We start from the raw sequence: 22,730 nt of genomic DNA on the forward strand, positions 1-22,730 counted from the left end.
CCATGTCGCAAGCCATTGTCGATCCGAATGAACTGCGACGCTTTGCCGCGAACTTGAAGAAGTTCAATGCCGAACTCGAGGCGGGGCTCACCGCGCTGTCGGGGCAATTGCACTCGCTGAGCGCCACCTGGCGGGACCAGGAGCACAAAAAATTCGTCGAGGAGTTCGAGCAGCACATCAAGGCCATTGCCCGCACCATCGAAGCCACGAACGAACACGCCCCATTCCTGATTCGCAAAGCCGAGCGAATCGAGGACTACCTCACCCAGCGGTGACCTTCAGGCAGGATGATCGGGGGTTCTACCAACGGAGGCACGGAGCAACGTGGCCATGGTAGTCGGAGTGTTGTCCGATACGCACGATCAGCTTGACCGTACCCTGCGGGCGATATCGGTATTTCAGCGGTGCGAGGCAGAGGTCCTGGTGCATTGCGGAGACATCACTACCGGAGCGATTATTCAAGCTTGTTCGGCGATTCCCTGCCATTTTGTTTTCGGAAACCATGACAGCGATGTGGTGCCCGAATTGTTGCAAGCTGCTGAGCAGTGCGATGCGAACTGCCTGGAGTGGGGCGGCACTTTCGAGGTCAACAACACGGTCATTGGTGTGACCCACGGTCATCTCAGGTCGGATGTGCGGTCTGTTGTGGCCCGCAGTCCCCATTGGCTCCTCACCGGACACTTCCACGAGGGTGCCGATTGGATGGAAGGCCGTATTCACAGGATTTGTCCCGGGGCGCTGCACCGCGCTGAGATTTTTACCGTAGCGACAATAAACCTGGTGACAAACGCGGTAGAATTCCATCAGGTAGACTAAAGAACTCTTTCTTGCCCTTGGCGATGTAATCCTTATGTCCGGTCCAGCTTACGTCCACAACACGACAGCCATCGAGCAGGTGAAAGTGTCGCTGGCTAGCTTCGCCCACGAGATCGACGAGGGACTGACCGAGATTGCGGCCGAGAGCCGACGGCTGCTCGACTGGCTGGAACACGATCGTCCGCGGTACTGGAAGCACCAGGTTCGCCTGGCCTGGGACGCAGTGGAGCAGGCTAAAAAGGACCTACACCGCTGTTTGATGTACCCCGTGGGCGACCACCGGCCCAGTTGCACCGAGCAGCGAGCGGCTCTGAAAAAGGCCCAGGCCCATCTGGCCTACTGCGAACAAAAGACCGAACGGCTGAAGAATTGGTGTCGCGAAGTCCGCCACGAGTTGTTCGAATATGAAGGACGCGTAGCGCAGCTCAAGTCTTGCGGCGAGATCGACGTGCCTCAGGCGATGGCTGCTTTGGGGCGTCTATTGGCCAGGATCGAAGAGTACCACCAAATGGGCTCGGTCGGCGGAGGTGTACCGAAACTGGACCTGAATGCCGTGATGGGCGCAACAGAGGCCGATTCGGCCGATGAGGCGGATTCGCAGGACGAAGAGGCCTCCACCGAGCCCGAGAGCGAATAAACTGGAGTCGACTGAACGATGAAGTCATGTGATCTACAATCCGGCGCAGGTCGTATTCGACGTGCGCTGGAGCACTTGGAACTCGCTTGGGCCGAGGCCACCGACGAGTGGAACGACGAGGCGAGCCGCGCCTTCCAGGAACGTCATCTGGAGCCGTTGATCCCAGTGGTAAAGACTTCGTTGGACGCTATCGGTCGCATGGAGCTGTTGTTACGCGAGGCCCAGCGAGATTGCGAGCGATGAGTTGTTGATCGTGTTGTTTTGACGAGGCGTAGCCCGTCGGTTGTCGTTTACAGAGTGTCTTTAACCAGAACGCTGCATTGTTATCCACACGCCGCCAACTCGAATTGATGCGAGACCTGCAACGGCTCGCCAACCAGCGACAGCTCGAAGACGAACGCATTGCCCGCGAGCATCATCAGGCGAAGAAGGCAGCCACCGATCTTCACTCCAAACGCACAGAGCAAGCGGAGTCGCAATACCAGCAGCAGACCAAGGATCAAGAGTCGTCGCACAATGACCGCGTCGAAAGACTGCAGTCGGATTACGAGCAGAACCGCAGTCAGACACAGGCAGAATACAAGCAGATACGCGAGCAGACGGAGTCGAAGTACACCACCACCGTTCGCACCACCAAGGAAGACAAGAAGCAAGCGATCTGGCAATCGCTTGCCGTGTTCGACGCTTCAAAGAACAACCCGCGCGAAGCGCTGGCTGCCACGCAACAGGAACTCGCGGGCCAACAGGGCCATATCGATCAGTTGCACGCGGACGTGGAAGAGATCCTCGCCGCCCGGCGCCTGTGGCGACCGGAATTTACCTCCCTTGCACCGCCATCTCGGCCAGCACCAGAGGAGGTGGCAAAACCGAAGAACGTCGAGGTGGCCAAGGCGCTAATCGCCGAACGGATCGAATCCTCGCGGCAATTGGTGAGCGATCTGCAGAGTCACCGCAGCTCACAATTGTTTGAGGGGTTCACACCGTTTGCTCTCCCGTTTGTGGTGTGGTTGGTCCTGCTCGTTGCACTGGGATTTGTCGTGGGGTGGGCGAACTGGCCGGTCTGGTTGGTGGGCAGTCTGTTGGGCGCAGCGATCCTGTGTGGCTTGGGCGGTTTCATCCTGTACCGGCGGCTGCTCCATTGGGCCAAGCAGTCCTACGTGCAATTTGCTGACCAGACGTCGGGGGCCCGCGGAGCGATCGACCTGGCGGCCCTGGTGGCGCGCGATCAAAGCCGTCTCGAGGCGGCACAACTGATCGAAACACGCGACAACGAACTAGCCGAAGCCGAGACCACAGCTCGTACTACGCTGGCCGAAATCGAGAGCTGGAAGGACAGCACACTCGCGGAGGTGAATGACAAGTACCCAGCGCTGCTCACGCAACTGAAGGAAGATTACCAGAAAAACAATGCCGCCGCCGAAGCCGAGCACCGGACCAAGATGCTCGAACTTCGGGAGCAGCACGATGCCGTAGTTCAGGAAGCGAAGGTCGAACGTGACACCGCCTTGCAGGCGGCTCGCGAACGAAGAGATGCGGACTGGCAGGCAATGCGGGACGCCTGGTTCACCGGTTTCAAAGCGATTCGCAACGAACTGGACGAGATGCGCCAGCGGTGCGATGTTCTGTTCCCCAACTGGAACCATACCGACTACGCCTCCTGGCCGAAGCCGACCGATCCGACCGAAGCGATTCAATTTGGCCAGTCGGTTCTCGATCTGACCAAAGTTAAACACGCTGTTCCCAGCAATCCTGAGCTCCGTCCCGAAGTGACTCAGTTCGAGTTGCCCACCCTGGTCACGCTCCGCGAACAGCCCTCTTTGGTCGCCAGTGCCGACGGCGAGGGCAGGGCGGTGGCCGTGGAGTTGCTGCAGGCGCTCATGGTGCGTTTCCTCACGGCGATGCCCCCGGGTAAAGTCCGGTTCACAATCTGCGATCCCGTGAGCCTGGGCGAAAGCTTCTCGTCGTTCATGCATCTGGCGGATCATGACGAAGGGTTGATCAATGGGCGGATCTGGTCCGAATCGCGAGACATCGACGAGCAGCTCACCCGACTGACCGCCCACATGGAGACTATCCTGCAGAAGTACTTGAGGAACGAGTACGCCTCGATTCACGAGTACAACGACCAAGCGGGCGAGGTGGCCGAACCATTTCAGGTGCTTACGATCTCCAATTTTCCGCATGGTTTTACCGATACCGCAGCACGTCGCTTGTTGAGCTTGGTGGCGGGTGGTCCGCGTTGTGGCATCTACGTTCTGCTATCGCACGACCGTAAGCAGCGAATGCCGAACGACTTCGCGATGGACGACCTGATAGCGCCTTCGGTGTTCCTCGATTGGGTGGCGTCTGCTGGTCGTTTCGTGTGGCGTTATCCCGCGTTCGAGCAAATGCCGCTGACACTGCCCGAGCCAATGAAGAGCGAGGCCCTTGTCCGGCTGATCAAGCAAGCTGGCAAGGAGGCCAAGGACTCAATCCGTGTGGAGGTGCCGTTCGAGGTCGTGGCGCCAGAGCCGGAGAAGCTGTGGACCGGCACCTGCGATCGCGAACTGGCGATTCCCGTGGGCCGGGCGGGCGCCAATCGTCTGCAATACGTACGCCTTGGCAAAGGCACAGCACAGCACCTGCTGGTAGCGGGTAAAACCGGTTCGGGTAAGTCGACATTCCTGCACGCCCTGGTCACCAGCGGGGCGATGCACTTCAGCCCGGACGAGCTGCAGTTCTACCTGGTCGACTTCAAGAAGGGCGTGGAGTTCAAGTCGTACGCTACGCATAACCTGCCTCACGCCATGGTGATCGCGATCGAGAGCGAGCGCGAATTCGGGCTCAGCGTGCTGGAACGGCTCGACGAAGAACTGCGACGCCGCGGCGAGAAGTTCCGCGAAGCGGGGGTCCAGAGCCTGGCCGACTATCGCGCCGACCATCCGGGTGAGGCCATGCCGCGGGTGCTGCTGGTGGTCGACGAGTTTCAGGAGCTGTTCGTCGAGGACGACAAACTGGCTCAGGAGGCAGGCCTGCTGCTCGATCGACTGGTGCGGCAAGGTCGTGCGTTTGGCATGCACGTGCTGCTTGGCTCGCAAACCCTGTCCGGTGCCTACTCGCTGGCCCGTAGTACGCTGGGGCAGATGGCCGTGCGGGTGGCGTTGCAGTGCAGCGAAGCGGATGCGCATCTGATTTTGAGCGACGAACGCAACCAGGCCGCACGCTTCCTTAGCCGGCCGGGCGAAGCGATTTACAACGACCAGAATGGTTTGGTCTCCGGAAATCAGCCCTTCCAGGTGGTGTGGTTGCCCGACCGCGAACGTGCCCAGCATCTGGCCGAAGTTGATGAGGCCCGCAGCCGGCGCGGCTTGGCTGCGCACGAAGCCATTGTGTTCGAAGGCAACGCGCCGGCGAACCCGACCACCAATGTTGCGCTGGCGGGGCTGCTGGCGGGGGAAAAGTCAGACGCGGAGACCACCGCCGGTGGGCAACGTCCACCCACCGCGTGGTTGGGCTCGGCCGTGGCGATCAAGCCGCCCACCTCCGTGCTGTTTGCTCCGCACGGTGGCAGCAACTTACTGGTGGTTGGCCAACAACCGGCTGCTGCAATCGGCGTGATGAGCACCGCCGTCATCTCGCTGGCGGCCGCCGAGCCAAAAGCCAAGTTCTACGTCATGGACGGAACACGCCCAGGCGAGGTGGGCGAAGGTATTTGGCAGCGGGTGACCGACGCGGTCGGCGAGGCAGCCGAAATGGTCGAGCAGCGCAACGTGCCCGATATGCTGCAGCAAGTATCCAGCGAACTGACTCGCCGCGACGATGAAGGGGACGATTCGGCATCGCCGGTGTTCCTGGTGATTCACAATGCTTCACGATTTCGCGATTTGCGCAAAAGTGAAGATGATTTCAGCTTTTCGATGGACCGTGACAAGCCGCCTGCGGCGGACAAGCAGCTGGCGGAAATTTTGAAGAACGGGCCGCAGTGGGGCATTCATACGCTGGTGTGGTGCGATGGCTACAACGCGGTGACCCGACTGTTCGACCGACTTGCGCTCCGCGAGTTCGAAATGCGGGTGGTCTTTCAGATGTCGGCCGCGGACAGCAGCAACCTGCTCGACACGCCAGCCGCCAGCCGCCTCTCGCCACATCGGGCGCTGGTCTACAACGACGAGACAGGCGAGGCAGAGAAGTTTCGGCCTTACGGTCTACCGACCGATGAGTGGCTCGATTTGGCGTCCAGGGGGCTCCAGCAGCGGGAGCCGGTGGACAAAGCCTAGGCTCACCAGCGGCGCATGGAGGGGCTTCTACGGGGCCTGTGTGCAAGGCTGCTGCAAAGCCTGTTCTGCCATGGCCGCTACTCCAAATATGCGGGCTAGTAAAGGGCGGGAAATGGCACCAACTTTGTGGCCGGAAGTTTCGCCAACTAGATTGTCCCGCGGGGCGTAGCCGAACCAACAAAGCCGTGATACGCTAACAGTGCTGTCCACCCATCGGGGGGACGGACCTGCCGGCCTCGATTTTGCTGGCGGTGTGCGTGGGGAATAGCATACGCAGTCCGATTTACCACCACCCTGAAGTCGCGCCTGGGTTGAGTAGCCCCTGCCTGCTGTAAAAAATACATGTGAACAACTGCCGCTATGACCGCGACCAGCCGGTCCGATCACAAGGAGAAACATATGTCGACGCCAGCCAAACCATCCGCCCAAACCGCCGAACTGAGGATCGGCGACAAGTCGCTCGAACTTCCCGTCGTGGTAGGGACGGAGAACGAGGTGTCGGTCGATATCTCCGAATTGCGAGATAAGACGGGTGTCATCACGTTGGACGAAGGTTACCGCAACACGGGATCGGTGCGGTCTGACATCACCTTCATTAACGGCGAAGAAGGCATCCTTCGCTACCGCGGTATTCCCATTGAGCAGCTGGCCGAGAAGTCGACTTTCGTCGAGACCGCCATGCTGCTGATCTTCGGCGAACTGCCCAGCCAGGATCAGCTAGCCCACTTCCGCGAGTTGCTGTCGGAGCACGAGACCATTCACGAAGGAATGCGGAACTCGTTCCTCGGCTTTCCCTCCAGTGGCCACCCAATGCCGATACTGTCGGCGATGATCAACACGATGTCCTGCTACAACGATGACATCTGGGACATTGACGGCGACGCCGACGTCGAGAACGCGGCCGCTCGCCTCCTGTCGAAGATTCGCACCGTGGCGGCTTACGCGTACCGTACGTCGCTCGGCTTGCCGCTCATCTATCCAGAGCCCGACTATAGCTATTGCCGCAACTTCCTGCACTTGATGTTCTCGTCGCCGACGCACTCTAAGGAGTTCGATCCCGACATTCTGCGGGCGTTGTCTCTGTTCTTGATCCTGCACGCCGACCACGAGCAAAACTGCTCGACTTCCACCGTCCGCATGGTGGCCTCGGCCGGGGCGAATCTGTTTGCCTCGTGTGCTGCTGGCGTTTGTGCATTGTGGGGGCCACTGCATGGTGGAGCCAATGTGGCCGTGATCGAGCAACTCGAACGGTTGCACGAGTCGGAAACCAGCGTCGAGCAACTCATGGAAGACGTCAAACAGAAGAAGGAAAAACTGTTTGGCTTCGGCCACGGCGTCTACAAACACTATGATCCCCGGGCGATGATCCTCCGCAAGCAGACCGCCAAGGTGCTGGACAAGCTGGGACGTCAAGATCCGTTGATGGATATTGCCCGCCGGTTGGAGGAAGTCGCCCTGAACGACGACTACTTCGTCAGCCGCAACCTGTACCCGAACGTCGACTTCTATTCAGGTATTCTGCTGCGGGCGATTGGTATTCCGACGAACATGTACACCGTGATGTTCGCCATCGGCCGCATGCCCGGCTGGATTGCCAACTGGAAGGAAGTCCGCGACTCGAACAGCCGCATCTACCGTCCCCGTCAGGTCTACATGGGCCCCACCCAGCGGGACTACGTTGATCGCGACAAACGCTAGCGCGTCGCCGGCGGCAACAGTCGGTCCGCGCTGTCGTGGGTGAGTTGCTCGCTGCGTTTTCACAGTTGGTGGGGCCGGCGGTGAAACTCGAGAATCTCCATGCGCTCGAATCGTTGGACGAGCTGCCCGACGCTTTACAGGCGGAGCCTCCAGCACGCCTGCGGAAACAGCTGGGCAAAGCGTTTCTGAAACTCTGTCGGTATACGAATGCCGAAGAATGGAATTATGCTGTGCGCCAGTGCGAGGTGAATGGACTTTGGCAGTTTTGACGCTGCAAAAGGGCAGATGACCATAGAGCTCCGCTTCACCAGAGAGTTCAGCCAACAGTCGCCCAAGGAGCAGAAGCGAGAGTTCGCACAATACCTCTCGGACGCCGTGAGCGGCGCTGTGGTGCGGCTGAAGAAAAAGAAGCTGGACTACGATTTGGACCTGATGCAGGAAGACTTTGAGCGAATCGTTCAAGCTTGGGTTGGCTAGTCTGTTTCCCAGTGAACTGGCTCGGTTTCTTCCCAGTCGTGGTGCGCGGTGGGCGGGCCGCCGGCCACCTGCCAGATGAAGGTCCAGTGAAAGGCAATGCCGGCCAGCACCGCCAGATGCCATACTTCGTGGTAGCTGATGTATCCCGGCAGGGGCTCGGGCCACTGCAGGCCCAAGCACACAGCGCCCAGCGTGTAGGCGAGCCCTCCTGCCACCAGGTATCGCAGGTAGTACAGTCCGTAGCGGCGCCAGATCACCAGGGCCGCGGCGGCCCCCATCCAACCCATCGCCAGGAAGATCGTCAAGCCGAACCAGGGCGAAATGCTGTCAAAGAAGATCACCCGCAGCGTGAGCCCGGCAATCGCCACGGCCCACACCGAAAGCATCAACAGCAAGCGAGCTTTACCACTGAACAAGATGGCGTACAGCGGTGTGCAGGTGCCGGCTATTAGCACGAATATGGCCGCCACATCGAGCCGCTTCATGATTGGCCGCACGAAGCCACCTTCGTGGAACATGTGGTAAACGCTGCTCATGGAGAGGAGCAGTACGCAGCTAAAGGCGAACACAACCAGTGCCAACGGACTGCAGTGATGCCGCCAGCCACGTCGCACAAGTGCCGGCGCGTAGCCAAGGCAGAACACTGCGCCGATCAAATGCATGATGCTACTGACCGGCTCGCGAATTCCAGGGATGCCATATACTGGTACAACGTCAGACATCGCCGAATTGTAGCATGCACGGCTGCGAAGCTAATAGAGCACTGCCAGTGCCGCGGCGAAGGCCAAGCCAAAGGCCTGGCCTTCGCGAAGGAGATTTCGTTTCGCCAGGCAGCTATGCCGTGGCGTTGTTGGATCGCGGAGCACCAAAGTTCGACTTCTTGATGTCCTTCGCCTGGCGTGGCTTCTCGCCTGCGGGGACTTCGTCGCGGTCGATCTTGAACCAATCGGGGTTGAACTCGATTCGCTCCTTCTTCTCCATCGCCAGGTTACTGGTCAGAGCGATGATCGCGTCGGCCATTGCAACCTTCGGATGGCAGTGCAGCGTGGTGGCGGGTTCGTTGTTACGAATACACCAGGCCCAGTGCTCAATTTCTTCCTGGTAGCCACGGCTCACCTCGCCGGTGGGCACTGCAGCAGCGACCGAGGTGCCGCCACCCGTCTCGTAGGTGTCCTGGGCCGCGGCAGCGTCGACATTCACCTCGGTTGGCTTGTTGCCACCGATCAGGTAGGTGTCGCTCTCTCGCTCGAGGATCAGCGTGCCGTCGGTACCCATCACCACTTCGCCGTAGCCACCGTAGCCGTTGCCGTTGATCGACGAATAGGTGACCACCACCTTCTTGTTGGGGTCGACTACCTCCTTGGTGGGATCGTCATCCTTGAAGTAGCCCTTGCCCGGATACTCGAACGTGCAGTAGACGTGGTCGTCGATGTCACGGTTTTCATCGTACAGGTGGCGCCCACCGACGCCTGTGACACTTATCGGGTTCACCTTTTGGTGTCCCTCGAACTGAGCCGAAATGAAGATGCCCGAGGCGTCGAGTTGATGGCTGCCGAGTTCGGCCATCAGACCACCGCCCGTGCGATTCCACAGACGCCAGCGGACCAGCTCTTCCAGCGGCGTGCAGGTGTAACCACCGCTGAGCTCATGCGACTGATATCCGTACGCTTCGGCGTCAACGCCCGAATCCTCGATCAGCTTGTCGAGCTGCGCCAGACAATTCTGCCAGCCTTCGAGCTCCTTGCCGCTAAACTTACCGCTATTTACGCGGCCAGCGACGCTTTTGTGCTTGCTGACCACACCGTGTTCGTCGATGAACCCAGCCATGGCGATTTCGAGCATCGCGACCTTTTGCTTGTCGTTTGCCTTTTTGGCTTCGGCAATCTGCTTGCGGAAATCGCGAACCTTCAAGTCGAAATCACGGTACCAAAACTCGTCCTTCGACTCCGGCAGGGGCGGACGCCAGCTATCGGCCGTGCGGTGCCATTGGGCGCGGATGTGATGAATGTCGCCGATGATGCCCTGTTTAATGGTATCCACGGCATTGGCATACAACACGCTGTAGTGACGCTGGTGGCCGGTGGACAGCAGCACGCCTTCGGCCTCAGCGACCCGGGCCATTTCCTTGCATTCACCCACGCTATGGGCCATCAGCTTTTCGGTCAGCACGTGCTTACCGGACTTCATGGCGTCGATCGCGCATGGGGCGTGCAGCCACAGCGGCAGAGCGATAATCACGGCCTCGATGTCGTCGTCGGCCAGCAGTTCGTCATAACCGTTGGTGTAGACCTTTACCTCCTCGCGGGCATCCTCTTCCGTCTTCCAGCCTTTCGCTTTGCCGTAGACATTCACTAGGCCTGGCCGCGCGGGCTGCATTTTGCTGCTGGGCCAGTCGCCGTTGAACGCGCGCCAGACATTCGACGGGCGGATATCGCAGATTGCCTTGACGTCGACATAGTCGGGATTCAGGGCACCGATCAATACGTTGCCTTCGTCGCCAGTACCGATGATGCCGACACGCAGCGGCTCTTCGATCTTCTTGTAGCCGAAGTAGGCGGCCCCCAAGCCCAGTGCACCGGCACCCGCTGTGGCTGTGACCGTTTGCAGGAAACCACGGCGACTGACGCGCAATGTATCCTCGTAGTGGGCCTTGGCTTCTTTCTTTTGTTCGTCGGTCATTTGCATCGCCTGATAACCTCCAGCGATTTGAAGTAGGGCACCTTATGTGGTGCAGTTATTGGTATGGTGTCGCGGTGCGGAAGGGGCGAAGTACGCGACACCTATCGTGATTCACGTAGATCCGGATGTTCCGTTTATGCGGGCTTGGGTTCTTCCTCGCGGCGGAACAGCAGTCCATCGAGCCCGGCCCAGGTTCCTGCGCCGATTGCGGCTAACACCAAGAGGGCGACGAACTCAATTCCTTGGTACGCAGTGAGCAGCTTAATGGTTGGCAGCACGCCCTCGGCCCAGGGGGGTTGGGTCGAGATAATCGATAGGAGGAAACCCGCACCAACGATGGCCGCCAAACGAGTAAACAGGCCCAAAATCAGCAAAACGCCCACTCCCAGGGTCAACCAAGTGACCACGGTATCGATGGTCTCGATTTTTTGTGGGGGATAGAACGTTGCTTCCAGTTTTTGCTGGGTGGTGTTCGACTTCAATTGGTCCTCGGTCAGCATCGACTGCAGTTGCTCGTAGAATATGGCCTGTTCGGCGGCCAGGTCGGCGACCCACTTGCGCGGTGTCGTTTCTACTTCGGCCTCCTTCTTCTGGACCCGGTCTTCCATATAGCCAAGTTCAGTCTTGCCCGAATTGCTCTCTTCGACCATCTCGCGAAGTCGGTCAAGTTCGTGGTGATACTCGGCCATGATTGCCCGGCGGCTGTCGAAGTAGTTGGAGAGCCGCTCGAGCTGCCGCTGCAAGTAGTAGTCCGCGAGCTCGATTTGCTCGTCCGTCATGCTACCGATTTTCTTGAATTCTTCGGTCGTGTCGGTCCAGTCCTGGGCAATGCGATTAGCCCAGGGGCCATAAGCCTTGGTGGGGAAGGGGATATGACCGGTGGTGTCCTTCACGGCCTTCGAGCCGTCGGGCATCTTCGGTGGTTCTTCGCCTCGCGTAGGTTCGTACGGCTCTTCCTGCAAGCCATCGGGGCCTACGTAACGGCGGTCTTTTTCGTATTCGAATTCGCCGGGCCACTCTTCGACCACCAGTTGATCCCATTCGTGGGGCAGCGGGGCCATCGACTTATAGAAGTCCTCTAGAGGACCGTTAGCCGAACGCAAGAAGCCGGCGGATGTCCAGCCAGGCTCAAATTTCTCCAGGCCGGCCGAAAGGAAGTGCCAGCCGATGATCAGTCGCAATGCCACGATGGAAACCGCAGCCCACGCGCCAACGCGATAACCGTTGTTCGCCACGCTATATGCCCTATCTGGATGGGGAAGACCAGACAACACCGCTCGAGGCGGCCGCCTGCTGACATAGTGGGAGGGAGTTGCCGAAGTGCACGGGGCAGTGGCATACCATCGACAACTAGCGACGGCTCCAGCCAGTCGCTACAGAGTATGATAGCGAAGTCGACCACCAATTGCCAATACTGTTGGAAAAAAGGGATATTGAGTGACCGAAAAGCGGTCCTGATTTCACCCTTCTCTTCTCCTAGGCCAGTTCATACCCGAGGAGATGAATTGCAGATTTCGGCGGATTTGGACGCCTTGGAGCGGCGGCGGAGACAGTTCTGAACTCCAGAGAGTCGAAATGCAACCAGACGCATGGCGATTGGAAGTGGTTGTGGTAATTGTGAGCACGGATTCGTAGGGTCCCAAGTGATAAGGCATCGACGCCGTTTTTTGCCGCAATCCTCCATCGTCGAAGTCTGTTCTAACTGGCATAATACGGCCGTCTACCTACCCCGGCGCCTAACGTTCAATGTGCCGGATTTCCAGCACCTACCCCCGGAACCCGTTCCCCAGCCCTGTTGCCGCCGATGCGAATCGTCCTTTGTTACCCCGTGGAATCTCAACACATTGCCCAGATTCAAGCCGTCGCACCCGATTGGGAGGTTATCGACGCAGGCCAGGAGCGAATAGCCGAACTGCTGCCCACGGCCGACATCTACTGCGGCCACGCCAAAGTGCCGGTGCCCTGGGACGAAGTCGTGGCGGGGGGCAAATTGCAGTGGATCCAATCGTCCGCCGCGGGCATGGACCACTGCCTGGTGCCTCCAGTGGTGAAGTCCGACATTCTGGTCACCAGTGCCTCGGGCGTGCTGGCCAACCAGGTAGCCGATCACACCATGGCGCTGCTTTGCGGTTCGCTTCGCCGACTGCCGGTGTTCTTCGAGGCGATGGACAAACGCGAGTTCATTCGCCGACCAACCAAGGACCTGCACCACACCACCGTGGGTGTCGTAGGGCTGGGAGGCAACGGCCGGCGTCTGGCAGAGGTGCTCAGCGTGTTCAACACGACCATTCTGGCCACCGATTGGTTCCCAGTGAACAAGCCGCCTCACGTCGCAGAATTGCTGGCTGCCGACCGCCTGGACGAGATCCTGCCCCGCTGCGACTCGGTGATCCTGGCCGTGCCTTTGAATGAAGTGACTCGGGGCATGTTCGATGCGCGGCGAATTGGACTAATGAAGCCCGGTAGCGTGCTGGTGAACATGGCCCGCGGACCGATCGTGGTCGAAGAAGCCCTGGTCGACGCCCTGGAGAGTGGCCACTTGTGGGGCGCGGGGCTCGATGTGACGGAGACGGAGCCCCTGCCCGAAGGTAGCCGGTTATGGAACGCTCCCAACCTGGTGCTCACACCTCACGTTGGGGGCCAATGCAAGACACGCATTGAAGACATGACGGATTTCTTTTGCGAGAACCTCCGCCGCTACCGCGCTGGCGAGCCGCTGAAGAATGTGACGGACAAGGAGCTTGGTTTTCCGTTCCCCGTGGCAGAGTAGGCTTTATTGAGCGGCGTCGCGCAGGACGCCGGCAGAGATGTTTGCCATTCAACGCTTCGAACCTGCCGATTGGCCTGCCACATGGCAGGTACTGGAACCGGTGTTTCGTGCCGGCGAGACCTATCCTTACGCCATGGATATCTCCCAAGAGGAGTCTCGCAAGGCATGGATCGATCACCCCACGGCCACCTACGTCGCCACGGATAGCGAAGGAACGATTGTCGGCACGTACTACATTCGTCCGAATCAGCCACCGCTCGGCGCCCACGTAGCAAACTGTGGCTACGTGGTGGCCGAGTCCGCCCGGGGGCAAGGTATCGCCACGGCCATGTGTCAGCACTCACAAGTGGAGGCTCGCGGGCTGGGGTTCAAGGCCATGCAGTACAACTTGGTAGTGACCACCAACGAAGTGGCCGTGCGCCTCTATCAAAAGCAGGGCTTTACCGTAGTCGGCCGCCTGCCACAGGCGTTTCATCACCCTCAGCAGGGCTATGTCGATGCCCTGCTAATGTATAAGTTGCTCACCTAGCTGGGCGACATCCGCCGGGCATCACGCCACACTCAGGACAAAGTCGGGGTCGACCGGACGGGGGTCTCCCAACGGCCAATGGAACTTGTGATCGACCTCGCGAATGGCGAAGTCGTTGATGCTGGCTTCGCGTCGACGCATCAAGCCCTCGACATCAAACTCCCACAGTTCGTTGCCGTACGAACGCCACCATTGGTCATGGGGGTCGCGAAACTCGTACTGAAAGCGAACGGCAATCCGATCGTCCTCGAACGCCCAGAGGTCTTTCATCAGCCGATAGTCGCGCTCGGTTTCCCACTTGCGAGTGAGGAACTCCCGAATCTGTTCACGACCACGAATGAACTCGCCGCGGTTGCGCCACACGGAATCTTCGCTGTAGGCAAGCGACACCCGCGCGGGGTCGCGTGAGTTCCAGGCGTCTTCGGCGGCTCGTACTTTGGCGATGGCCATCTCGTGGGTGAATGGAGGGCAGAGGGCTGGGGGCAGCGACATGGTATAGCTCCTTGGTGTGCATAGAACAAAAAGCTCGGGTCGCCACGACTGGCGACCCGAGCCGATTGGGGCATCAGACGCTGCAACCCGAGTTGCAGGTTGCTCCAGCAGCGTGGCTCGGCTCCAGCGGTGCGGCCGCTGGGAAGTCGACATCCACTTCAGCCAGGTTGTTGAAGTAGTTGGTGTAGATATTCAGGGCTACGTGACCAACCACTTCGGCGATCGCATCGTCGCCAAAGCCAGCGGCGCGGAACGCTTCCAGTTCGCTGTCGGCCACTCGGCCTCGGGACTGCACGATCTGGGTTGCCAGACGAGCCACCGCTCGATTTGCGTCGTCCAGCCCATCGCCACGACGGGCGGCCTCAATGGCTTCAGGCGCCAGTCCACTCAGCTTGCCAAGCGTCGAATGTGCCGCCAGGCAGTACTCGCAGCCGTTGGCCTCGCCAACTGCCAGAGCGACGATCTCACGTTGCTGGGCGGTTAGGCCTTCTCCGGCACCCAGAGCTCCGGAAAGCTCAAAGTAGCCACGCAGCGCGGCGGGCGAGTTGCCTAAGACTCGCACCATATTGGGGACTTTGCCCAGCTTCGACTTGGCGGCGGCGAACAATCCGGCCTGCTGCGAGGTGGCCTGATTGTCTTGAATTTGGGGTAGGCGGGACATGGACTGCTCCTTGGATTCAGGGGTGGAGATTGGCCAAGATGGCCGGGTGAACTATGAATCCTCCCTAAGGCACACCCCGTGCCAAAGCCGTTAGCGTGTCGTAAGTGGTTTTTAGAAAAAGGGTTAAGTGCAATTGGATGGATTGCAGGTAGTAACGAATTATCGTTGTGTACTGAAATATCGTGGATCGCCAACGAAATGTCGTTATGTTTGTGGTATGGAAGCCATGTCCGCCCAAACGCCGCTGTTCGCCGATCCCAAGCAGCTATTGCTCGACTTGGCGCAAGAAAGAGAGCTTTCGTCGTTGCTCCATTTGCTGGTGACGCGTATCGGTGACTCTGAAGCGGTCGCGCTCGCGCGATTGTGGTTGATTCGACCGGGGGCAGGGTGTGACAGCTGTCCCATGCGGGACGAGTGCCCCGATCGATCGGAGTGCCTGCACCTTGTGGCGAGTAACGGACGTTCGCTGCTCCAGCCACCCGACGATTTGTCGCGGCTCGATGGCCGCTTTCGACGGTTTCCTATCGGTGTCCGCAAGGTTGGCCATATCGCGCAAACCGGCGAAGGACTCGAAGTGCCCGACCTTTCCGAAGCACCCGAGTGGGTCGTCGATCACGAGTGGGTTCAGCGTGAAGGCATCACTGGCTTCGCCGGTCAGCCGCTCATCCATCATGGCGTGGTGCTGGGCGTGATCGGCCTGTTCAGTCGGGTAAAGATTGGATCGGCGTGTCTCGATTGGCTGCGAATGATTGCCGACCACGCGGCGACCGCCATCGCCCACTCGCGGGCCTGGGAAGAAGTGCAACGGCTCCGCACCCGGTTGGAAGAAGAGAATGAGTACCTGCAGGAAGAAGTTGCCGTCGAGCAGGGGTTTGGCGAAATGCTCGGCACGAGCCCAGCTCTGCGGAACGTTACGCAACAGATCGAGTTGGTTGCTCCCACCGATTCGACCGTGCTGGTGCTGGGCGAAAGCGGCGCTGGCAAGGAGCTAGTTGCTCGAGAGCTCCACCGCCGCAGCCAGCGCGCGTCGCGGCCGCTGATCAAGGTAAATTGCGCGGCCATTCCTCGCGAGCTGTTCGAAAGCGAGTTTTTTGGTCACGTGAAGGGAGCGTTCACCGGCGCGCTGCGCGACCGGGCGGGTCGGTTTGAATTGGCTGACGGGGGGACGCTGTTTCTGGACGAAGTGGGCGAAGTGCCACTCGACCTGCAGAGCAAGCTGCTCCGAGTGTTGCAGGAGGGGGAAATCGAACGCATCGGCGAGGAGAAAACCCGTCGAGTCGACGTGAGGGTGATTGCGGCCACCAACCGCGACCTCCGCGAAGAGTCGCGCCATCGCCGTTTTCGCGAAGATCTGTACTACCGTTTGAGCGTATTCCCGATCGAAATACCCCCACTGTGCGAACGTCGAGAGGACATTGGCCTGCTGGCCGATCACTTTCTGCAGCAGGCCGCCCGGCGTTTCGGGGTCGACGCGCCGCGCATGACCAAGGCTGTGGTACGTCAGCTGGAGCAATACGCCTGGCCTGGCAATATTCGTGAGTTGCAGCACGTGATGGAGCGGGCCGTGATCCTGTCGCGTGGCGGACCACTGAAGGTGAATCTCGAAGCAGCTCCGTCACCACCGGCGTCGCCTGCTGCTGCTAAGGATGCTGAGTTGCTCACTGACGCGGAGATTCGCGACATCGAACGGGCGAACCTCGAGCGTGCCCTGGAGCGGGCAGGCGGCAGGGTCTACGGTGTGGGCGGGGCGGCCGAATTGTTGGGGCTAAAGCCCACGACGCTTGTCTCCAGGCTCAAGGCCCGAGGCGTCCGCTACAAAGGCGACTCGTAGGGCCACATTTAACTGTGTGGTTGCTCGGCCGCGACTGGCATCGGCGATGCGCATTCTCATTGCCTGGATGCGCGATACTGTTGCTCCGCTTTCGGTGTGAACGATTCAGTTTTTCGTCTCACGTCGTGGCAGCAAGCACCGGGACCTGATACGCTTTGAGTTCTGCGTGATCCGAGGAAGGATCGCGGTTCAAATGGCGAGTTGGCCATTCAAGGTGCTCGGCGGATGATTGGTAAGAACACCTGGACTCAATCCAAGAGGCGACAACGATGAATATTCTGCGGCGGATATCAGCGTTAGCGACAGCGCTACTAATCACGTTCTCGACTAGTGCTTGGGCACAGGGGCTGGCGGACTTGGCTCGACCTATCGAGGGTCGCAGTATGCGAGCCACTTCGGCGCATCGAATCGGGGAAGATGGCAAATATGATCCGGAAGGGGAGTTCGATCCCAACAGCAACTGGGACAACAAGAAGCTCGAGCCCGGCAAGACGCGCGTCTTGATGGAGGCGAACGGGCCGGGGGTGGTCACACACATCTGGATGACGTTTCTGGGGCCAGAGAAGCACAACTGGGCCAAAGATGGCTCGGCTAATCACCAGGAGATGCTGCTCCGCATCTACTACGATGGCAGCGACCGTCCCGGTGTCGAGGCACCGGTGGGCGACTTCTTCGCCAATTGCTTCGGCAAGAGGAGTGAAGTGATCAGCGTGCCGGTGGTGGTGGAAGATGCCGACTCGTACAACTGCTTCTGGCACATGCCGTTCCGCAAGTCGATTCGTATCGAGGTGGTGAACCAGAGTGAAAAACCGGTCAGCTTGCTGTATTACAACATCGACTGGATCAAGAAAAACTCGCTAGCCGAAGACGTACCTTACTTCTACGCCCAGTACAAACAAGAGTATCCGGTGAAGCAGGGCAGCGACTACGTGATCCTGGAGACCGAGGGCAAAGGGCACTACGTCGGCACAGTGCTGGCAGTGCGATCGCGGAGTCCGTCCTGGTTCGGCGAAGGCGATGAGAAAGTGTACATCGATGGCGAGGAGAAACCTTCGATCTGGGGAACCGGCACCGAAGATTATTTCCTCTCGGCCTGGGGACTCAAGACCACTAGCACGCCCTATTTTGGCACGCCCTATTTCGATCAGTGGGGCATCGTCGGCGGCCACACCAGCGCGTATCGCTGGCACGTAAACGACCCCTGGGTGTTCAATCACAGCATTAAGGTCACCATCGAGCACTTCGGCTGGATGTCGCCCGATGAGAACCCGAAGTACGAGTCGAATAGCTGGAACGAACGCCAGGACGACTATTCCAGTGTTGCCTTTTGGTATCAGACTGGCACGCCGACCTTCAAAGCCCGGGCGCCCCACGCCAAAGAGCGTGCGCTACCGAGTATCGAACGCGAGACAGTCTATGCTGCTGCGAAGCTCGACTCACTTAAGCATGGTAAGGGTGAATTCCGCAAACAGGATCTCAACAACTATCCCGAGGGACACGTGCTCTTCAAGCCCGAAAGCCAGGACGAGGGATGGATCGAGATCCCCTTCACCGTGGAAGAAAGGGAGCCACTACGGTTGTTGATCAACGCTACCCGAGCGGAAGACTATGGTAAGTATCGTGCTACGCTCGATGGAGTGCCCATCGGAGGAACGATGGACTTCTACCATGATGGCATCGACCAATGGGAGTACCATCTGCTCGATTTCTGGCCTGAACCGGGGCAGCATGTGCTGCGACTGCAGTGTGTCGGCAAAAGCCCAAAGTCGTCGGGCAATTTCCTGGGAGTCGAGTCGGTCCGCTTGCGTGAGCGCAGGCCCCGGGTGCTCGAGATGGCACACGACAAGGACAAGGACTGGAAGGAAGACCCCAAGCTGTACAACTAATTATGCGGTTCGCACGGCTGGCAGCGATTCATCAAGGAGGCTTCTGGCCATGAGTTTCCCCACGGTTCTTCCGGTTCGCGAGCAGGCTCGCATCGTGAACCAGACGCTCGCCAAACGGTTCGAGCGATTGCTGCCGGCAGTGATGCGCGAGACGGGGTTCGATGCCTGGTTAATTATTGGCCATGAGGACAACCACGACCCGGTGTTTTACACCATTGTGCCCATGGAAGTCTGGGCGCCCATCCTGCAAGTCGTGTTGTTTTTCGATACTGGCAGTGAAGTGGAGCGTATCAATCTATCCCGTACCAACATGTTGGGCCTGATGCCGCCATCGCCGTGGGGTCCGCTGGGAGAGAAGGACCAGTGGCAAGTGCTTCGGGAAGTGCTCGAGCAGCGCTCGCCCCAGCGGATCGGCATCAATACGTCCGACGTCATCTGGGCGGCGGACGGTTTGACTGCTTCGCTCAAGGACCGGCTGTTTGAATCGCTCGGCAGCGATCTGGCCTCACGATGCGAGTCGGCCGAGCCGCTCGCCATCCGCTGGCTCGAAACGCGACTGCCGGAAGAGTTGGAGTTGTACGAACAAGCGTGCGCGATCGCCCATGCCATGATCCGCCACTGCTTTTCGCGGCAAGCCATCACGCCCGGTGTCACCACGACCGAGGACCTGGAATGGACCTACTGGCAACTGGCCACAGATCTGGGATTGCCCCTGTCGTTCAAGCCGTTCTTCCGGCTGTATCGCGATGAACGCACGACTCCCGCTGAGGGCACGAACTCGAAAGTCATCCAGCCGGGCGACATGCTGCACTGCGACGTGGGTGTCGAGTATCTGCGACTCACAACCGATCACCAGGAACTGGCCTACGTCCTGCGGCCCGGAGAAACCGAGGCCCCCGAGGGACTGCGGCGCGGGTTGCGGGAAGCCAATCGCCTGCAGGATGTGTTTACGCAGAGCTGGGAGTGCGGTCTGAGTGGAAATGCCATCCTCGAGCGAGCACTACAGCGGGCAGATGCCGAGGGAATCAGCCATCCAAAGATCTACTCGCACTCGCTGGGGCACCTGCTCCACGAACCCGGTCCGTTGATGGGACTTCCCTGGCAGCAAACCGCCATTCCCGGCCGCGGCGACGTGGTGATGCACGAGAATACGGCCTACACCGTGGAACTGCGGGTTGACGTGGAAGTACCCGAGTGGGGCGGCCAACTCGTGGCTTTTCCGATCGAGCAAGATGCTGCGATCACGGCCAATGGAGTGCACTATATTGACGGGCGACAGACGGATTTGCATTTGGTGTGAAATGAACGGTTCAACACAGTTTCGAACAGCCCCGATGTGGCTGCGTATAGGTTTCGCGGCAACGTGCGCGGCACCAATCTCCTTGATCGCACCGCTTGTGTTGTGGCTTGCCGCGGTATCCCTTGTTCAGATTTTTATGGGAGCGTCCGAGGCATTGGTCCCCCTCATCGTTTCCATTGCTGGGGTCTTTGGTGCCGGTTGTGCCTGGGCGTTTGTCATCGACGAGAACTGCGATAGACGGCGTGGGATTATCAGGCTGTTGGGGCTGGTGAGTGGCGTAATTTCGCTCGGAATCGTCGAATACGTTTAATTCACCAATGCGATTGAACAAGTGCCGACGTTCTTGATCTTCATCGGTTTGCTGCCAATAGTGGCGGCTGCACTCTGTTCACTTTGGATATGGGGACGTTTGTGGAGTGAAGCTAACGAGCATGGAGAGTCGTGACGGGCACCCATCAATCCAGTGGTCGCTCGCTCCCTAACTCCCTCGATACGTCGAATAGCCAAACGGTGAGAGCAGCAGTGGCACGTGGAAATGCTGCGAGGCGTCGCTCACGGTGAAGGTGATGTCGACTTGTGGGTAGAACGATGCGGCGAAATGCTGCTCGGCGTAGGCCGTGAGATTGAAGGAAAGGCGGAAATCGCCAGCCGCCAGCGGTGTTGCCCCCAGTAGGTTGGCCACCCGGCCATCGGCGTCGGTGACGCCGTGAAACGTGTCGGCGACCAGCCCTGACTCGTCGAGCCGGGCGAGGGTGACCGGAATATCCGCGGCCGGTTTGCCCCGCGAGGTGTCGAGCACGTGGGTCGTGATTCCGCTCATACTTGTCCTCGATCAATTGGCGTTGGCTGCGAGCTTGTCGATTCGCAGATGGGTGATCTTCCGCTGCTCGGCCGCAGCAATGTCTATCTCGGTATCCGGTTCGTTTTGAAGGCGGCCTTCGAGGATTTGTAGCATCTCGTCTGCGCTCTTGCCAGTTGCACAGACGACAAACGTGTAACCGAATTTCTCGAAGTACGCATCGTTGCCCAACTTCAGTTGCCGCAACACGTCGTCCTCCGCCATGGCCACGCTTGACTGTTCGCCGGACGACCACTGCTTGTTACCCGCAAACTTCATCTTCAGCGACTCCAGGTCGCCAATCCGCGGGTGGCTGCCGATCGCTTCGAGCCAATCGTCATGCGACATCTGGTCGAATACCTGGTCGGCCACGGTGTGGAACTCTTCCATGTTGGCGTAAGGCCGCCGGGTTGCTAGCTGCTCGCTCCACCATCGCGCCCCGCAGCAGGCCAGGAGTTTATTGCGGGCGGCGTCATGAGAGAGTCGGTTGAATTCTGGGATGAACGGTTGACTCACAGAGGCTGCCCCCTGCCGATCGAAGAAGGCCTGCCGCGCAGGTAGGTTTGTTTGACCACGCCAGTGAGCGTTTTACCTTCATAGGGGGTGATTGGGTGGCGGTGCAACAACTGGTCGCCGTGAACGGTGAATATCGCTTCGGTGTCGAAGGCCACCAGGTTTGCTTCGGCTCCAACCTCGATGCCGTTGGGCCGGCCGATGAATCGAGAGGGCGTGAGAGACAGCCACCGGGCGACATGTTCCAGGTCGATGCTGCGCTGTTTGGCCATGGTCCACACCACCGAGAGCATGAGTTGCACCGAGCTAATGCCACCCCAGGCCAGGTCAAAGCGTCCCTCGTCGAGGCGTTTGTCGGCGGGAGGGCAGGGGGAGTGGTCCGAGGCGATGAAGTCGATGTCGCCTGCTTCTAGGGCCTGCCACAGTAGTTCGCGATTCGCCCCGTCCCGAATCGGTGGCGCGCACTTGAACTGGCAGGCGCCGTCGGTGATCGTTTCGCCCGCAAAGTACAGATAGTGGGGACAGGTTTCCACCGTAATCGGCAGCCCTTCTTCCTTCGCCCTGCGCAGCATCGGTAGACTGTCAGCGTCCGCCAGATGGACAATGTGAGTGCGGCATTCGGTCTCGCGGCACAGGCTGATCAGCATGGCGATGGCATCTTGCTCGAACCGCGGGGGACGCGTGGCGAGGTAGTCGGAGTAGCGACGCGGATCGTCCATCGCGGGTACCGGCGTCACCAGTTCAGCGTGAACGAGTAGCGGCGCTCCCCGCTCGGCGAGCACTGGCATCGCCGCACGCAGTTCTCGCTCGGTCGCCGCGGGGAATTCGTCGATGCCGCTAGGGCACAAAAAGGCTTTCATGCCAAGTGCGCCGGCATCTAGCAACGCGGCCACGTTGGTTTCACTGCCGGGAACTAGTCCTCCATAGAATCCGACGTCCGAAGACAGCTTGCCTGAGGCTGCCAGTCGCTTGGCCGAGAGGGCCTCGACGGTGGTCGTCACCGGCGAACTATTCAGCGGCATGTCCACTGCCAGTGTTACTCCCCCCGCCGCGGCCGCCGCAGTGCCGGATTCCAGCCCTTCCCACTCGGTGCGTCCAGGTTCGTTGAAATGGACATGTACGTCCACTACACCGGGAAGCAGGGCATCGTCGCCATGATCGACGTCGGTATCCGTACAGTACGGTTCGATCGCGGCGATTCGGCCATCGCGGATGACGAGCGTTGCGGGCCGTATACCATCGGCGAACACAACCCGGCGGCTGCTAAGTGTGGTTGCGGTCGGCGAATTGTAATTGTCGGCTGGCATCGTTGGCGGAATTCACACTATCATGTGCCTGTCGGTGTGG

The 22,730-nt window shown here is 59.6% G+C and carries 20 protein-coding genes; 12 read left to right on the top strand and 8 right to left on the bottom strand.

The window, feature by feature from the left end; translation table 11 throughout:
* The first annotated feature begins 2 nt into the window (after positions 1-2).
* The 7 genes from NG895_RS20685 (at position 3) to NG895_RS20715 (ending at position 7,884) form a co-directional block, all read left to right on the top strand.
* Complete coding sequence (locus NG895_RS20685; protein ID WP_252854435.1) at positions 3-275, top strand: WXG100 family type VII secretion target; 273 nt, start codon at positions 3-5, stop codon at positions 273-275.
* 55 nt (positions 276-330) lie between these two features.
* Positions 331-816 carry a metallophosphoesterase family protein gene (locus NG895_RS20690; RefSeq protein WP_261361673.1) on the top strand — a complete coding sequence of 162 codons (486 nt, stop codon included), beginning with the start codon at positions 331-333 and terminating at the stop codon, positions 814-816.
* A gap of 34 nt (positions 817-850) precedes the next feature.
* Complete coding sequence (locus NG895_RS20695) at positions 851-1,453, top strand: hypothetical protein (protein ID WP_252854437.1); 603 nt, start codon at positions 851-853, stop codon at positions 1,451-1,453.
* Positions 1,454-1,471: 18 nt separating this feature from the next.
* Positions 1,472-1,696, top strand: a complete 225-nt coding sequence (locus NG895_RS20700) for a hypothetical protein (RefSeq protein ID WP_252854438.1) — start codon at positions 1,472-1,474, stop codon at positions 1,694-1,696.
* 77 nt (positions 1,697-1,773) lie between these two features.
* Positions 1,774-5,709: an FtsK/SpoIIIE domain-containing protein gene (locus NG895_RS20705; protein ID WP_252854439.1), complete on the top strand. Its 3,936-nt coding sequence runs from the start codon at positions 1,774-1,776 to the stop codon at positions 5,707-5,709.
* A 399-nt stretch (positions 5,710-6,108) separates the two neighbouring features.
* Positions 6,109-7,407 carry a citrate synthase gene (locus NG895_RS20710; protein WP_252854440.1) on the top strand — a complete coding sequence of 433 codons (1,299 nt, stop codon included), beginning with the start codon at positions 6,109-6,111 and terminating at the stop codon, positions 7,405-7,407.
* A gap of 285 nt (positions 7,408-7,692) precedes the next feature.
* Entirely contained in the window at positions 7,693-7,884 is a 192-nt protein-coding gene (locus NG895_RS20715; protein WP_252854441.1) for a hypothetical protein, read from the top strand.
* Here the strand turns inward: NG895_RS20715 and trhA are convergent.
* The 3 genes from trhA to NG895_RS30660 all read right to left on the bottom strand — a co-directional run bounded on the left by trhA (position 7,881) and on the right by NG895_RS30660 (position 11,798).
* A complete protein-coding gene (gene trhA / locus NG895_RS20720) occupies positions 7,881-8,606 on the bottom strand; it encodes a PAQR family membrane homeostasis protein TrhA (protein WP_252854442.1) in 726 nt (241 codons plus the stop codon). The two genes, NG895_RS20715 and trhA, sit on opposite strands and share 4 nt — an antisense overlap.
* A 112-nt stretch (positions 8,607-8,718) precedes the next feature.
* Positions 8,719-10,563, bottom strand: a complete 1,845-nt coding sequence (locus NG895_RS20725; protein WP_252854443.1) for a Gfo/Idh/MocA family protein — start codon at positions 10,561-10,563, stop codon at positions 8,719-8,721.
* Positions 10,564-10,697: 134 nt separating this feature from the next.
* The gene (locus tag NG895_RS30660) at positions 10,698-11,798 is read right to left on the bottom strand and encodes a DoxX family protein (RefSeq protein ID WP_252854444.1); all 1,101 of its coding nucleotides are present in this window, start codon (positions 11,796-11,798) and stop codon (positions 10,698-10,700) included.
* Between the two features lie 569 nt (positions 11,799-12,367).
* Between NG895_RS30660 and NG895_RS20735 the strand changes: the two genes are divergently transcribed.
* Both NG895_RS20735 and NG895_RS20740 read left to right on the top strand, forming a co-directional pair.
* Positions 12,368-13,333, top strand: a complete 966-nt coding sequence (locus NG895_RS20735; RefSeq protein WP_252854445.1) for a D-2-hydroxyacid dehydrogenase — start codon at positions 12,368-12,370, stop codon at positions 13,331-13,333.
* A 37-nt stretch (positions 13,334-13,370) separates the two neighbouring features.
* Positions 13,371-13,862: a GNAT family N-acetyltransferase gene (locus tag NG895_RS20740; RefSeq protein ID WP_252854446.1), complete on the top strand. Its 492-nt coding sequence runs from the start codon at positions 13,371-13,373 to the stop codon at positions 13,860-13,862.
* A gap of 21 nt (positions 13,863-13,883) precedes the next feature.
* Here NG895_RS20740 and NG895_RS20745 read toward each other — a convergent pair whose 3' ends face one another.
* Positions 13,884-14,354 carry a nuclear transport factor 2 family protein gene (locus NG895_RS20745; RefSeq protein ID WP_252854447.1) on the bottom strand — a complete coding sequence of 157 codons (471 nt, stop codon included), beginning with the start codon at positions 14,352-14,354 and terminating at the stop codon, positions 13,884-13,886.
* A 73-nt stretch (positions 14,355-14,427) separates the two neighbouring features.
* A complete protein-coding gene (locus NG895_RS20750; protein ID WP_252854448.1) occupies positions 14,428-15,015 on the bottom strand; it encodes a carboxymuconolactone decarboxylase family protein in 588 nt (195 codons plus the stop codon).
* Positions 15,016-15,241: 226 nt separating this feature from the next.
* Between NG895_RS20750 and NG895_RS20755 the strand changes: the two genes are divergently transcribed.
* The 3 genes from NG895_RS20755 (at position 15,242) to NG895_RS20765 (ending at position 20,032) form a co-directional block, all read left to right on the top strand.
* Complete coding sequence (locus NG895_RS20755) at positions 15,242-16,846, top strand: sigma-54-dependent Fis family transcriptional regulator (RefSeq protein WP_252854449.1); 1,605 nt, start codon at positions 15,242-15,244, stop codon at positions 16,844-16,846.
* A 383-nt stretch (positions 16,847-17,229) separates the two neighbouring features.
* Entirely contained in the window at positions 17,230-18,732 is a 1,503-nt protein-coding gene (locus tag NG895_RS20760; RefSeq protein ID WP_252854450.1) for a glycoside hydrolase family 172 protein, read from the top strand.
* Positions 18,733-18,781: 49 nt separating this feature from the next.
* Positions 18,782-20,032, top strand: coding sequence for a M24 family metallopeptidase (locus NG895_RS20765; RefSeq protein ID WP_252854451.1), 1,251 nt, complete (start codon positions 18,782-18,784; stop codon positions 20,030-20,032).
* A 478-nt stretch (positions 20,033-20,510) separates the two neighbouring features.
* Here the strand turns inward: NG895_RS20765 and uraH are convergent, their stop codons facing one another.
* The 3 genes from uraH to allB are packed head-to-tail and all read right to left on the bottom strand — an operon-like array spanning position 20,511 to position 22,690.
* Positions 20,511-20,852, bottom strand: a complete 342-nt coding sequence (uraH, locus tag NG895_RS20770) for a hydroxyisourate hydrolase (RefSeq protein ID WP_252854452.1) — start codon at positions 20,850-20,852, stop codon at positions 20,511-20,513.
* 12 nt (positions 20,853-20,864) lie between these two features.
* The gene (gene uraD / locus NG895_RS20775) at positions 20,865-21,386 is read right to left on the bottom strand and encodes a 2-oxo-4-hydroxy-4-carboxy-5-ureidoimidazoline decarboxylase (RefSeq protein WP_252854453.1); all 522 of its coding nucleotides are present in this window, start codon (positions 21,384-21,386) and stop codon (positions 20,865-20,867) included.
* The gene (gene allB, locus NG895_RS20780) at positions 21,383-22,690 is read right to left on the bottom strand and encodes an allantoinase AllB (RefSeq protein ID WP_252854454.1); all 1,308 of its coding nucleotides are present in this window, start codon (positions 22,688-22,690) and stop codon (positions 21,383-21,385) included. The genes uraD and allB overlap by 4 nt, the downstream gene beginning before the upstream one ends.
* Positions 22,691-22,730: the final 40 nt, after the last annotated feature.

Origin of the sequence: Aeoliella straminimaris (assembly GCF_024054565.1) — a bacterium.
Lineage (GTDB): Bacteria > Planctomycetota > Planctomycetia > Pirellulales > Lacipirellulaceae > Aeoliella > Aeoliella straminimaris.